The 13,464-nt window shown below is 38.8% G+C and carries 13 protein-coding genes; all 13 read right to left on the reverse strand.

The window, feature by feature from the left end; genetic code table 11:
* Positions 1-7: 7 nt before the first annotated feature.
* The 13 genes from VR862_RS01710 to VR862_RS01770 all read right to left on the reverse strand — a co-directional run bounded on the left by VR862_RS01710 (position 8) and on the right by VR862_RS01770 (position 13,425).
* Positions 8-1,159: a LegC family aminotransferase gene (locus tag VR862_RS01710; protein ID WP_324719211.1), complete on the reverse strand. Its 1,152-nt coding sequence runs from the start codon at positions 1,157-1,159 to the stop codon at positions 8-10.
* A complete protein-coding gene (locus VR862_RS01715; RefSeq protein WP_324719212.1) occupies positions 1,159-2,346 on the reverse strand; it encodes a UDP-N-acetylglucosamine 4,6-dehydratase in 1,188 nt (395 codons plus the stop codon). Before VR862_RS01715 ends, VR862_RS01710 begins: the two co-directional genes overlap by 1 nt.
* A 234-nt stretch (positions 2,347-2,580) precedes the next feature.
* Complete coding sequence (gene rffA, locus VR862_RS01720) at positions 2,581-3,723, reverse strand: dTDP-4-amino-4,6-dideoxygalactose transaminase (protein ID WP_324719213.1); 1,143 nt, start codon at positions 3,721-3,723, stop codon at positions 2,581-2,583.
* 40 nt (positions 3,724-3,763) lie between these two features.
* Positions 3,764-4,705, reverse strand: coding sequence for an NAD-dependent epimerase/dehydratase family protein (locus VR862_RS01725; RefSeq protein ID WP_324719214.1), 942 nt, complete (start codon positions 4,703-4,705; stop codon positions 3,764-3,766).
* 54 nt (positions 4,706-4,759) lie between these two features.
* Positions 4,760-5,644 (reverse strand): glucose-1-phosphate thymidylyltransferase RfbA, encoded by an 885-nt coding sequence (rfbA, locus tag VR862_RS01730; protein WP_324719215.1) that lies wholly within the window; start codon positions 5,642-5,644, stop codon positions 4,760-4,762.
* 239 nt (positions 5,645-5,883) lie between these two features.
* Positions 5,884-7,143 carry a sulfate adenylyltransferase subunit 1 gene (locus VR862_RS01735; RefSeq protein WP_324719216.1) on the reverse strand — a complete coding sequence of 420 codons (1,260 nt, stop codon included), beginning with the start codon at positions 7,141-7,143 and terminating at the stop codon, positions 5,884-5,886.
* A gap of 1 nt (position 7,144) precedes the next feature.
* On the reverse strand, positions 7,145-8,050 hold the full coding sequence (gene cysD, locus VR862_RS01740; RefSeq protein ID WP_324719217.1) for a sulfate adenylyltransferase subunit CysD: 906 nt from the start codon (positions 8,048-8,050) through the stop codon (positions 7,145-7,147).
* Positions 8,043-8,639 (reverse strand): adenylyl-sulfate kinase, encoded by a 597-nt coding sequence (gene cysC / locus VR862_RS01745; RefSeq protein WP_324719218.1) that lies wholly within the window; start codon positions 8,637-8,639, stop codon positions 8,043-8,045. Before cysC ends, cysD begins: the two co-directional genes overlap by 8 nt.
* A 124-nt stretch (positions 8,640-8,763) precedes the next feature.
* Positions 8,764-9,234 carry a DUF2061 domain-containing protein gene (locus tag VR862_RS01750; protein WP_324719219.1) on the reverse strand — a complete coding sequence of 157 codons (471 nt, stop codon included), beginning with the start codon at positions 9,232-9,234 and terminating at the stop codon, positions 8,764-8,766.
* Positions 9,224-10,024 carry a 3'(2'),5'-bisphosphate nucleotidase CysQ gene (gene cysQ, locus VR862_RS01755; RefSeq protein WP_324719220.1) on the reverse strand — a complete coding sequence of 267 codons (801 nt, stop codon included), beginning with the start codon at positions 10,022-10,024 and terminating at the stop codon, positions 9,224-9,226. Before cysQ ends, VR862_RS01750 begins: the two co-directional genes overlap by 11 nt.
* A 139-nt stretch (positions 10,025-10,163) precedes the next feature.
* Positions 10,164-11,558, reverse strand: a complete 1,395-nt coding sequence (locus tag VR862_RS01760) for a UDP-glucose 6-dehydrogenase (RefSeq protein WP_324719221.1) — start codon at positions 11,556-11,558, stop codon at positions 10,164-10,166.
* 202 nt (positions 11,559-11,760) lie between these two features.
* A complete protein-coding gene (locus tag VR862_RS01765) occupies positions 11,761-11,991 on the reverse strand; it encodes a four helix bundle protein (protein WP_324719222.1) in 231 nt (76 codons plus the stop codon).
* Positions 11,992-12,138: 147 nt separating this feature from the next.
* On the reverse strand, positions 12,139-13,425 hold the full coding sequence (locus tag VR862_RS01770) for a nucleotide sugar dehydrogenase (protein WP_324719223.1): 1,287 nt from the start codon (positions 13,423-13,425) through the stop codon (positions 12,139-12,141).
* Between the last annotated feature and the right edge of the window lie 39 nt (positions 13,426-13,464).

A 13,464-nucleotide genomic window follows, 5' to 3' on the forward strand; every position in this document is an offset into this window, starting at 1 on the left:
GTTATATTTAGATGTTGCCTATAACACTGCTTGGTATGTTCACGATCCTGTCTTCAAGAAACTCGGCATTTTTTTGTCTATCTCGTAAACAATTCTCGTACATTGGTAATTTATACATTAATTTCCAGATAGGCCGGGTCATGACTCCGGATTCATTAGTCAAACTCAAAAACATGTCTCGTTCTTTCCTATTTTCTAACTCAAGACACATGAGCCAATAATTAGCTTTTGTTCCGCTATCTTCTGTTCGAAATTTGATGTTCATTGAACTGAAGAATTCTTTGTAAATGTTTGCCAATTCTCTTTTTTTATTCAGAAACTGGTCCAGATTCTCGAGCTGAGCACACGCCAATGCGGCATTAAGATTTGGCATTCTAAAATTATAGCCCAGTTCATTGTGTACAAATTCATATGTATGCGGCTCCTTTGCCGTGGTTGTCAGAAATTTTGCTTTTTCTCCAAGCTTTACATTACCGGTCACCAGGGCTCCACCTCCACCACTGGTGACAATTTTATTTCCATTAAAGGAAAAAACCCCTATTTCCCCAAAGCTTCCGGTAGGCTTAGTTCCTACCAGACTACCTAAAGATTCGGCAGCATCTTCAATTAGGGGGATATTCCATTGGGAGCAGATTTCCACAAGTTCTGTTATTCTAACCGGAAAGCCAAAGGTGTGCATTGGCATACATGCAGCTATCCTATTACCTGTTCTTTTATTGTAGCACCCATTCTCACGGATCTCAGCATTCTCATTTAAAAAAGCCGTTACTGCTTTTGGAGATAATCCCATCGTATCCAAATCAACGTCTAAAAATACAGGATGTGCTTTATTGTAGGATATAGCATTGGCTGTAGCAACAAAAGTAAGGGCCTGGGTAAGAACTTCATCTCCAGGCTCCACTCCCACCAATTGTAGTGCAACCTGCAGACCTGAAGTTCCATTTACAACCGCCACGCTTTTTTTAGTACCTGTAATGCTTTGCATCATTTCCTCGAACCTGTCCACAAAAGCACCTACAGAGGAAACAAGAGTAGAATCTATTGTTTCTGTTACATAACGTTTCTCATTTCCGGAGAATTTTGGTTCATGAAGAGGAATGAAAGCTTGACTGCCATACAAATCCCTAATGAAGGAAATACTTTTTTCAGCTGCTTTCATTACATCTTTGAATCTAAGTACTTCCCGGTTTCCTTATGTCCAAAGTTAGGGATCATTTCGAAGAACAGTTCTACTATATCCTCCTTTTTCCATGCTCCGGCAGACTTCATTTGTTCAATAGTGCTCGTAAAATGATCTATCTTTTCGTCCTCCACATTAAGTTCATTCTTAATTACTCCCAGATTATGGAACCTGTCCAAATCAAGAGTTTCTTTTTGCGTGAAGAATTCCTCAAAATCCTTCTCTCCCGTAGTATCGCTTTTGGTGAAGTAGCAAGGCCACTTTTTCTCATCCGGAAGAAATTTCACCAGTTCCCGTGCTTCATCCTCAGAATGACAGATATGAGGTTCAAATCCAATTTGTTTCAGGTATCTTTCAGCAATATCTGAAAAAGAGATTAAATGAAGCTCCTCACTGAGTTTAGGAAAAAATATATCTCTATTTCCTCCGAGCAGACAAGACATTAGACAAAGTTCACCTGACTCCTTGGGAGTTACAAAATAACGCTTAACATCTGTAGGAGCCACAATGGGTTGTTTCTTTTGTATACGTTGATTAAAACTGTGTAGCAAAGAACCATCAGAGAAAGCAACATTTGCAAAACGAGCGGTAGAAATAGAAATATCTCTGCTTCTTCTCATTAAATACATTTCCATTATCCTTTTAGAAGCACCCATCATGTTGACAGGATTTGCTGCTTTATCTGTGGATACACAAAAATATTTTTTGGTGCCTTTTGATATTGCCTGTTCAATTGTTTTATCGGTATTGAAAATATTTACATCGATCATGCGCATTAGTGTAAAAGGATCCTTTTCACTACGAACATGTTTTAAAGCAGATAAATTAAGAACAAAATCATAATCCCCATTCTGCTGAATTAAAGCGTTGTATCCTATTGAACCTATGTCAAGGGTATATGTTTTAAACTCACCCTCAATGTACCCAAAGGAACTACGAATATCCCTCACGAGTTCTACAAGGTTATTCTCACTAATATCTACAACATGTAATTTTCGAGGATCTCTTTTGAAAATTTCTTTAGTGACTGCCTGTCCTATAGACCCGGCGCCACCTAATACCAAAAAAGTTGAACGGCTAACTAATTGGTTTAATTCCTTTTCGTGTTTGGAGATGTCATCGGTAAAAAGCTCCTGCTTTCTACCAATAAGTTGAAGTATATTCATCAAAGTAGGTTAATTCAAAATGTCAAGAAAAAAATAATTCCCTTATTCTAGTGGTAATTTTTGAAAGGGTGTCTCTGATCTTATTGCTCAGAAAAGCCTTATAATTCAAAGAGAACTTCGTCTACAAAGGTAACACTGCTAAAAAACTTAGGTATTAAAGAAAGGTTAAAGCTAGCAAAAATGGCCACAGCTGAATTTTTAGAATAAAAAATATCTTTCCCGAAAGGAGGGATTTTAGGAAGCTGAAGAATTTTGAATAGTTCGGGTCACGGTGCTAATCTCCTCCTCATTAAGATCGTAGTAAAGAGGAAGTCTCAAAAGACCGCGTTCGTATCGTTCACACTGAAATAAGGCGCGCCCTGTGTACTTATCCTTGTAGTATAGGCTTTTATGTAGACTGGTATAATGGAAAATAGCGTGGATCTTTTTTGTTTTCAGCCACTTTACAACCTGAATCCTCTCTTCCATATTTGGAAAAACAAGATAAAATATATGGGCATTATTAGTTGCGTACGACGGAATGACAGGAAGTTGCACAGAATCTTTCTCAGCCCATTCCAGTAGCTTTTTATAGTAGGAGTTCCAGATTTTTTTTCTTTGATTCTGTATGTCTTCTAATTTTTCTAACTGAGCCCATAAAAAGGCAGCAATTATTTCTGATGGCAGGAAGGAACTCCCAACATCCACCCAACAATATTTATCGATTTCTCCTTTAAAAAAGGCAGATCGATTTGTTCCTTTTTCCCATAATACCTCAGCTCTTTTCTCAAACTCCGGCTCATTTATTACCAGCATACCTCCTTCCCCTGAAATGATATTTTTGGTTTCGTGAAAGGAAAATACTGCCAGATGTCCTATGGATCCCAGAGCCTTTTTTTGTCCATCTCTCCCAGTATAATAGCTATCAATGGCCTGAGCGGCATCTTCAACCACGTATAGACCGTATCGCGATGAGAGATCCATTATCTTGTCCATATCGCAGGCTACCCCGGCATAATGCACCGGCACTATTGCCTTAGTTTTAGGGGTAATGAGCTCTTCTATTTTATCTTCATCAATTCCGGGATGGTCTTTCCTGCTATCAGCAAATACAATTTTAGCTCCTCTTAAAGCAAAGGCGTTAGCTGTGCTTACGAATGTATAAGAAGGCATAATAATCTCATCGCCAGATTGAATATCCAAAAGAAGAGCTGCCATTTCTAGAGCGTCTGTGCAGGAGGTTGTCAAAAAACAACGGCCGAAATTAAATTTTTCCTGAAAAAACCTTTGGCACCTTTGAGTAAATTCTCCGTTTCCGGAAAGTTTTCCATTTTGGAATGTGTCCTGGATGTAATCTAACTCTTTACCCGATATGTGAGGTTTATTAAAGTATATCATAAATTTTAACTCCTGTGAATAATTCCGGGAAAGCCGCTAATTATTGAGCTTCTATATTTTCTATGTTTGATTCTATATGCCGGTCGATCCAATCTTTTTGCAGAAGAAGGCCCTGCTCCATTTTCACCTGAGGTTCCCATGAAAAATTTTCTTTGGCGGCCGAAATATCTAAAACGACCTCCTGAACTATAGACTTATCTGTCGGAGAATATTTTAGAGGAGGAAGTTTAGGAACTATAGGAGCAAGCAATTCCACTATTTCATTTATACTTTTTCCTAAACCACTACCAATATTATAGGTCCCTGATATATTACTCAAACCTGCCACCTTTAGAAAATCTACAAGATCCTTAATATAAATATAATCTCTTACTGCAGTTCCATCTCCCCATATTACCATCTCCTCCTGAGTATGACTTTTGAAAAGCAGCTTTGCTATTAAACCTTGATTTCCCCTAAAATTCTGTCCTGGACCATAGGGATTTGAAGGCCGTACAATTAAATAGGAAAAACTAAACCTTGATGCATACATACGGACGTAATTTTCTATACAATTTTTTACTATCCCATAGGATCCAATAGGTTGACAGGGATGTTTCTCATCAATTGGTAAATAATTGGGATTGCCGTACACGGTTCCTCCAGATGATGTATAGATAAACCTTTGAATATCATATTTATCCAGATCTTCTAATAGATGTAGAGTCGTCAAAAGGTTCGATTGAACGTCATTAATAGGATCAAGGTTTGCAGTATAAGGTACAGTGGTACTTATTAAATGAAATACTATATCCTGGTCTTTCAAGATATGACTGTGCTTTTTCCACTCATTATAATCTCCATATACATAGTGTACCTCAGGATGTTCCTTTTTAAACCTGTTTGGTGATCTGTCAAAAACAGTTATCGAATGTTGGGTCTTAAGGCTTTCCACAAGATGCCCACCTATAAAACCATTACCTCCTATTATCAGAATATTCAAAATTTCTTTCTTTTATATTCATAAAAACCTCTTCCCGATCCCATTATGGACAAATTAATTCAGTTTGCTTTTTGCTCGTTTCATTAAATATTGTCCGTATTCGTTTTTTAAAAGGGGCTCGGCCAATTCGATAAGCTGGTCCCGGGTAATGTAGCCTTTGTCATATGCTATTTCCTCAAGGCAGGCGACTTTGAGACCCTGTCGTTTTTCGATGGTATGAATAAAATTAGAAGCTTCTAACATGGATTCATGCGTACCAGTATCCAGCCATGCAAATCCGCGATGCATTAGCTCAACTTTCAGTTTTTCTTCTTTTAGATAAGCCTGATTAACTGATGTTATTTCCAGTTCACCCCGATCGCTTGGTTTGACTTTTTTTGCAACTTCTATAACCGAATTGGGATAGAAATAAAGTCCAACTACAGCAAAATTGCTTCGTGGTTGTGAAGGTTTTTCTTCCAGACTTGTGACATTACCAGTTTGATCAAACTCCACTACTCCATACCTTTCAGGATCATTTACATAATACCCAAAAACGGTCGCTTTTCCATTCTCTTTTACGTTTTGTACCGACTGTTGGAGTAATCCTTTCAACCCGTGCCCATAAAAAATATTATCCCCTAGAACCAGGCAGACATCATCATCACCAATAAATTCTTCTCCTAAGATGAATGCTTGTGCCAAACCGTCGGGACAAGGTTGCTCCTTATATTGAAATTGCATTCCCAATTCGGACCCATCCCCTAGAAGCTTTTCAAAATTGGGGAGATCTGAGGGAGTAGAGATTACCAGCACCTCCTTAATACCGGCAAGCATCAGAACAGACAATGGATAATATATCATGGGTTTGTCATAAACATTTAGCAATTGTTTAGAGACACCCCGGGTAATGGGATACAATCTCGTTCCTGAACCACCTGCTAATATAATTCCTTTCATTATTAACTATTTTATGTTATTTGACCTCTTCTATTTCTAAATTTTGTTCTGCAATGCACCTCAAGTTAATTAATTGGGACTAAACTCCTCCAAAGATGCAAAATTAGTGATAGGAAAAGCTGAAATAAAATAATCGCACAAAACGGCCATATATCAAATCTAAACGGCTACTATTCCTCTTTTCCTCTTTATTAGCTGAAAAAGTTTGCATCTTAAAAAAATCTTTCAGCTCCTCATAGCTATGAAATCACCATTCCTGCCGCAACTGTTTCCCTGCTCACTTCATCGATAAGAATGAAGCTTCCTGTACTTCTATTTTCGCGATAAGCATCCAGCATAAGCGGACGTGTACATCTTATTTTCACCCTTGCTATATCATTCATATTTAATGTGATGTCCGTCTCCACCCTGTCATAGGTATTAATATCGATTTTATAGATCACTTCCTTGATCATGGCGCGTTGTTCGTTGGAAGTATGCAGCACGATATATTTCATTTTAGGTTTAGCGCAATCGTTATGCAGCCAGCAAAGCATAACGTCAAATTCCTGCTTCAACTCCGGCTGATTATTTATTTTAACTATCATGTCGCCTCTTCCTACATCAATATCATCTTCCAAAGTCAGAGCTATAGACATTGGAGCATAGGCCTCCTGCAGTTCTTTTTCCCCAGCATTAATGCTTTGGATTTTTGAAGTAAACCCCGAAGGTAACACAGCGATTTCATCTCCTCTCCTATAGATGCCACTGACTATTCTTCCGGCATATCCTCTATAGTCGGAACTTCCTTTATCTTGTAGTCTGATAACGGTCTGCACAGGAAATCTCGCATCTATTTTGTTTATATCACTGCTTATATGTAGTGTTTCTAAAATGTTAAGTAAAGTTCCACCCTGGTACCAGTCCATATTCTCAGATCTATTTACAACATTGTCCCCATCTAAAGCACTAATAGGGATAAAACGTACATCCTTGATAAGAAGCTTAGAAGAAAATTCTTCGAATTGTGATACGATCTTTGAAAACTGTGCTTCAGAATAGTTCACCAGATCCATTTTATTGATACAAACCATCAAGTGAGGAATATTGAGCAAAGAAGCAATAAAGGCATGTCTTTTTGTCTGTTCAATCACTCCGTGTCGGGCATCAATTAAAATAACGGCAGCATTAGCGGTTGAAGCACCGGTCACCATGTTTCTGGTATACTGAATATGTCCCGGTGTGTCTGCGATAATGAATTTTCTTTTTGGAGTAGTGAAATATCTGTAAGCCACATCAATAGTGATCCCCTGCTCCCTTTCATCCCGGAGTCCATCTGTAAAAAGTGCAAGATCCACTCCCTTATGTCCCTTTTTTGCACTTGTAGCACTCACGGATTCCAGCTGATCCTCAAAAATGGATTTGGAGTCGTACAATAGACGTCCGATTAATGTGCTTTTTCCGTCATCAACAGATCCTGCTGTTGTAAATCGAAGAAGTTGATTATTATTTATTTCCATTCTAAAAATATCCTTGTTTTTTCCTATCCTCCATCGCTGTCTCTGATCGTTTGTCATCTGACCTATCACCTCTTTCCGTTTTTCTCATGGCAGAAACTTCCTGTACAATCTTTTCTAAAGTGTCGGCATCAGATTCTATTCCGCCCGTGATGGTGATGTCTCCTAACGTTCTAAAGCGGATCTTTTTCTTTTGGGTTTTCTCGCCGTCTTCCAGTCTCAAAAATTCTGAAACCGGGATCCAGGAATTACTTCTCCAGACCACTTCCCGTTCGTGAGCAATGTAAAGCGACGGAATTTGAATGTTTTCCCTCCTGATATAATTCCAAACATCCATCTCGGTCCAGTTGCTGATTGGGAAAGCGCGAAAATGTTCCCCTTCAAAATGTTTTCCGTTTAATAGATTCCATAATTCCGGGCGCTGATTCTTAGGATCCCATTCCCCAAAGTCGTTACGGTGAGAAAAGAAACGCTCTTTTGCTCTTGCTTTTTCCTCATCCCTTCTTCCTCCACCTATAGCACAATCGATTTTATGCTCTTCAATATTATCCAAAAGTGTAGTGATCTGTAAAGCATTTCTGGTGGCATTCTTTCCCCTTTCTTCAGCTACTCTGCCCTTATTGATGGATTCCTGAACAGAGCCAACTATTAATTTCACTCCAAGTTCCTTTACCAGATCGTCCCTGAATTGAATGGTCTCGGGAAAATTATGTCCTGTATCAATATGTAGTAAAGCAAATGGAATCTTAGCGGGATAAAAAGCTTTTTTTGCTAAATGAGTTACCAGAATAGAATCCTTACCTCCGGAAAAAAGTATTACCGGATTTTCAAATTGCGCCCAAACTTCCCTCAGGATAAAGATGGCTTCAGATTCCAGTTCATCCAGGTAGTTCAAATAGTATTTACTCATTATAAGTATATTTTTCTTTCAAATAAGAGAAAAGCCGTCCTACGGCATCTTCTACAGATTCTTCTTCAGTTTTAATTTCAAAGTCAGGATTCTTGGGAGCTTCATAAGGAGCACTAATGCCGGTAAAATTTTTTATTTCTCCTGCCCTGGCTTTCTTATAAAAGCCTTTCACATCTCTTTCTTCACAAACTTCAAGGGGAGTATTCACAAAGACTTCAATAAAATTATCATCTCCAATAATTGCTCTAGCCTGTTCCCGGTCTTCTTTTAAAGGGGAAATAAAAGCTGTAATTGTTATCATCCCTGCATCAACAAAGAGTTTGGCAACTTCGGCTATTCTTCGGTTATTCTCCGATCGATCTTCCCTTGTAAACTTCAACCCCTTATTAAGTCCACTCCGAATATTGTCCCCATCTAAAGCATAGGTCTGAATACCGGCTTCAAAAAGACGTTGCTCCAATTTGTCTGCAATTGTCGATTTCCCCGATCCTGATAACCCTGTAAACCATATTACCAATGAGCCGTGTTTGTTCTGCCTGTTGCGGTCTTGACGAGTAATGTGGTAATCGTGTTTTACTATGTTGGACATTTTGGGTTTAGTTAATTCGTTAATTGGAGAATCGGGAATCGCTAATTTGTTGATTGGTAATTGGTTAATTGACTAACAAACATTTTAGTCCGTAATTTGACTTTGTTTTTCAAACTTCATAAATCTAACTTCTTTTTACTTGTTCCTTTATTTCCACAACCGGCTCATCCCTTCTCCTCCTTCCTTCGAGTCCGAAGTCGATTTTATACCATGTTCTTTCATGCAAATAATACAGAAGCATTTTTGTAATCACTTCTGCCAATCCAATCTTTACTCCAGTTAAAGGGCTTCCGGTGATAATCCAAGCCAGCAGCATGGTATCGACGGTGCCTACTACTCTCCAGGAAATCGTCTTGGCAATATGCCTTTTTCGGCTGGACCATTTTCCTGCAGGAATTTTTAATTCTCCTTTAAACCATAATCTCTCATGTAAATAGTACAAGATCATTTTGGTAATAACCTCCGCAAATCCTATTTTCAATCCCGTTGTCGGACTACCGGAAATCAGCCAGGACAATAGAATGGTATCCAGAGTCCCTAGGATCCTCCATGTAACTGTTTTGGCAATATGTCTTTTATAGGATCTATCCTTCATAAGAAACTACAAAGTTATCGTTTCTTAAATTTTTCCGGTTGTAATGGATGCTCTTACCGGAATGACTGAACTTACAGGAAAAACCTACGGCTTCACAAATAGCCTGACCCGCTGCTGTATCCCACTCCATAGTGGGACCGAACCTGGGATAGTAGTGTGCCTCACCTTCTGCCAGTAAGCAGAACTTAAGGGAGCTGCCTTTGGAAACCACCTGCACCTCCTTCTCTGAAGACCTCAACTCCTCTATAAAGTTCAGAGTTTCCTGATTCATATGAGAGCGGCTCCCAACCACTTTTATAGCATTTGATATTACTTCTCGCTGAATTTCTTTCGCAGACATCATAATTTCATTTGCATCTACTGCTTCTGAAGTTCTATTATATTTAAAAGCTTTTTTCTCTGAAACGAGACTAAAGTAAAGTAGGTTGAGGGCCGGAGCATAAATTACCCCTAGTTCAGGTCTTCCTTCTAAAACCAAAGCTATATTAACTGTGAATTCCCCGTTGCGCTTTATGAACTCTTTGGTACCATCAAGAGGGTCAACTATCCAGCACTGCTTCCAGTTCTTCCTCTCTTCAAAAGGTAATTCTGTATTTTCTTCACTAATGACGGGAATACCTGTAGGTTTCAAAAATTCATTAATGATGTCATTAGACCTTTTATCAGCTATGGTCAAAGGAGATTTATCAGACTTTATTTCCATCTGAAAATTCTCTCCCTCATAGACATTCATAATCTCTCTCCCGGCTTCAATTGCAGCCTCTATCGCTGTTGCTAAATGCTTTTTCATCAGTTGCCAAATATACACAGAGAATTAGGAGGTTGAAAATTTACCTCAAAAAAAAAAGAGGCTTCCATCCTTTTTTCGTTTCAAAGACCGGTAAGCGTCTTAACCTTAAAATCTGAAAATTTTCCTGTTTAAAGAAGAATTAGTTTCCAATAGCATAGAATTCAAATCCGATTTCTTTTTTGGTCTTCGGCTCGAGTAATCTTCTGCCGTCAAACAAAAAGGCCGGTTTTAGCATTTTATCGTATACTTTTTGCCAGTCAAGCTGCTTAAACTCATCCCATTCAGTAAGAACAGCAACGCCATGAGCATCCTCACAGGCTTCCATTGCAGAGTCCACAACTGTAACTGCCTGCCGGTTAGCATCTCCACTACGGCTTCCCAAGTAATCAAGATCTGAATAGATCTGCTCTTCGGTTACCTTTGGATCGTAAACTACAATTTCCGCCTGTTCATTCAACAGGTAGTCGGCCACGTATATTGCAGCAGATTCCCTGGTATCATTCGTATCTTTTTTAAATGCCCATCCTAAAATGGCAATTTTCTTACCTGCTACTGTGTTGTACATAGTTTTAACCATATTCGCAGCAAACCTCTTTTTCTGATGATCGTTCATGATGATCACCTGCTCCCAGTAGTCAGCAACTTCCTGAAGGTTAAAACTTCTGGCAATATACACCAGGTTCAAAATGTCTTTTTGAAAACAAGAACCTCCAAAACCCACCGAAGCCTTTAAAAACTTGGGTCCTACTCTGCTATCCATACCTACAGCTTTTGCCACCTCATTTACATCTGCACCTGTTTTTTCACAGAGTTCAGAAATAGCATTTATCGAAGAAACTCTCTGAGCCAGGAAAGCATTGGCTGTTAATTTGGACAATTCAGAGGACCAAACATTGGTAGTAAGTATTTTCTCTCTTGGCACCCATGAAGCATAAATGTTCACCAAAGCTTCCATAGCCTCTCTTCCTTCTTCCGTCTCAACATCTCCTCCAATAAGAACCCTGTCGGGATTCCTTAGATCCTCTACGGCCGTACCTTCTGCGAGAAATTCAGGGTTAGAAAGAATTTGGTATTTCACTCCGTTCCCAACACTATCTAAAATATCCCTAAGAGCTGCCGCAGTCCGGACAGGCAATGTAGATTTTTCAATTACAATTTTGTCATTTTTGGATACCTCTGCTATTTGTCTCGCACACAGTTCAATCCACTTCAGGTCGGCCGCCATGCCTTTACCTATTCCATAGGTTTTTGTTGGAGTGTTGACAGAAATGAAGATCATATCTGCCTCATCAATTGCCTTATCAACATCTGTCGAAAAGAACAGGTTTCTACCTCTGGCCTCTTTGACTATTTCTGAAAGTCCGGGTTCATAAATGGGAATTTTTTCTACATCCGGATCATTCCATTGTTTAATTCTTTTTTCGTTAATATCTACAACGGTTACCTGTACTTTAGGACATTTTTGAGCTATTACTGCCATGGTAGGTCCGCCTACGTAACCGGCGCCAATGCAGCAGATGTTTTTTATTTTCATGATTCGCTTATTCGTTAAATCACTAAATCGGGAATCGTCAAATTGATTTTTCTACCCAATTTTACTTTTCATTTTCTTTTCTTAAATATCTGATGTATCCATTTATAATCTGAATACACCTGGTGGTTCTAATTCGAGTCTGTTTTAAAGTTTCCTCATTGATATGGTCCTACGATCTTGCTTTTAGGGAATGATCCAAAATTTATGCAACGGAACCGCGGGCATTCAACAATAATTTTATGTTCTCTTTATAATGATATCTTCCCCAACCTTCGGCTATGTTAGCTGTCGCAGATCTGGATGCTCTTAGGATTTGACTGTAAAGCTGAAATTTTTCAGATGCGGGCAATTTCAGAAGAATATTTTCTTTGACAAAAAATTTCAATTCATGGCACCTCTGCCAACACTCCAGATCCTCAAAATTAGTTGTCATTATTATTCGTTAATTCGTGAATCGTTAAATCGTTAAATTGTTAGTTCAGTATTTCGTTATTCGTTACTTCCGATTTCGTCGATTCTCGATTCTCAATTCGCGTTTACCACTTCCCGTTTCCCGTTTTTCGATTCCCGTTTCCCGAATTTATAACTTTTTATCACACCTATCCCCCAATACTCCCTTCACATCATAAACAACCGTCTGTCCATTCTTCAACTGATCCAGGTCCAGATCCAAAAATTCTCTATGAGCCACAGTTAATACCACAGCCTCAAATTTTTCTTCAGGTAACTCTCTTGTTGTTGTTAAGCCGTATTCATGCTGTACTTCTTCCGGGTCGGCTAAAGGATCATATATGGTCACATTTGTACCATACTCTTTAAGATTCTTAATAACATCAACTACTTTGGTGTTCCTTACATCAGGACAATTTTCCTTAAATGTAATTCCGAGTACAAGAATATTAGCACCCTTGACTTTCTGGTCATTCTGGAGCATCAATTTCACAACTTCAGAAGCTACATATTGTCCCATAGAATCATTCATTCTTCTTCCTGCAAGAATGATCTCCGGATGGTAACCTATTTCCTGGGCTTTTTGCGCTAAATAATAGGGATCTACTCCTATGCAGTGGCCACCTACCAGGCCGGGTTTGAAAGGAAGGAAATTCCATTTTGTTCCGGCAGCCTCAAGCACATCCTGTGTGTCAATATTCATCATATTGAAGATCTTGGCCAGTTCATTTACAAAAGCAATATTGATATCCCGTTGAGAATTTTCAATAACTTTAGCCGCTTCGGCTACTTTAATAGTGGGAGCTAAATGTGTTCCGGCTTCAATAACCGAGGCGTAAAGCTCATCCACTTTTTTACCAACTTCAGGAGTGGAACCTGCTGTAACTTTCAGAATCTTTTCTACAGTATGTTCTTTGTCTCCCGGATTTATTCTTTCAGGAGAATAGCCCACGAAGAAATCTTTGTTGAATTTGAGTCCACTGGTCTTTTCCAGTACCGGCACGCACTCATCCTCTGTAGCTCCCGGGAAAACTGTAGATTCATATATCACTATATCCCCTCTTTTGAGCACCTTTCCCACCGATTCGCTACTCTTATACAAAGGAGTAAGATCAGGTCGGTTATTTTTATCTACAGGAGTTGGCACTGTGATGATATAGTAATTACTCTCTCTAACGTCTTTCAAATTAGCAGTACAATATAAGCCCCTGTCGTTTGAGGGAGCATTTAAAAGAACCTTCTTTAAATCCTCGTTTTTGACCTCTAATGTGGTGTCTTTTCCTTGGCTGACTTCCGCAACACGTTTCTTATTAATATCAAATCCAACAGTTGAATATTTAGTTGCAAATAGTCTTGCCAGCGGCAATCCTACATACCCTAAACCTATGACAGCAATTTTAATTCTCTTTGGTTCCATTTAATTTCGTACTTAGTACATGCATGTTAAAAATATCTG

This window comes from Salinimicrobium aquimaris (assembly GCF_035607535.1).
Classification (GTDB): Bacteria; Bacteroidota; Bacteroidia; order Flavobacteriales; family Flavobacteriaceae; genus Salinimicrobium.

Bases quoted from the DNA above. Each gene is read 5' to 3' on its own strand.
- cysD (WP_324719217.1), bottom strand. From the start codon at position 8,050: ATGAGTAAATACTATTTGAACTACCTGGATGAACTGGAATCTGAAGCC.
- VR862_RS01715 (WP_324719212.1), bottom strand. From the start codon at position 2,346: ATGAATATACTTCAACTTATTGGTAGAAAGCAGGAGCTTTTTACCGAT.
- VR862_RS01735 (WP_324719216.1), bottom strand. From the start codon at position 7,143: ATGGAAATAAATAATAATCAACTTCTTCGATTTACAACAGCAGGATCT.
- VR862_RS01750 (WP_324719219.1), bottom strand. From the start codon at position 9,234: ATGAAGGATAGATCCTATAAAAGACATATTGCCAAAACAGTTACATGG.
- cysC (WP_324719218.1), bottom strand. From the start codon at position 8,639: ATGTCCAACATAGTAAAACACGATTACCACATTACTCGTCAAGACCGC.
- cysQ (WP_324719220.1), bottom strand. From the start codon at position 10,024: ATGAAAAAGCATTTAGCAACAGCGATAGAGGCTGCAATTGAAGCCGGG.
- rffA (WP_324719213.1), bottom strand. From the start codon at position 3,723: ATGATATACTTTAATAAACCTCACATATCGGGTAAAGAGTTAGATTAC.
- VR862_RS01770 (WP_324719223.1), bottom strand. From the start codon at position 13,425: ATGGAACCAAAGAGAATTAAAATTGCTGTCATAGGTTTAGGGTATGTA.
- VR862_RS01765 (WP_324719222.1), bottom strand. From the start codon at position 11,991: ATGACAACTAATTTTGAGGATCTGGAGTGTTGGCAGAGGTGCCATGAA.
- VR862_RS01710 (WP_324719211.1), bottom strand. From the start codon at position 1,159: ATGAAAGCAGCTGAAAAAAGTATTTCCTTCATTAGGGATTTGTATGGC.
- rfbA (WP_324719215.1), bottom strand. From the start codon at position 5,644: ATGAAAGGAATTATATTAGCAGGTGGTTCAGGAACGAGATTGTATCCC.
- VR862_RS01760 (WP_324719221.1), bottom strand. From the start codon at position 11,558: ATGAAAATAAAAAACATCTGCTGCATTGGCGCCGGTTACGTAGGCGGA.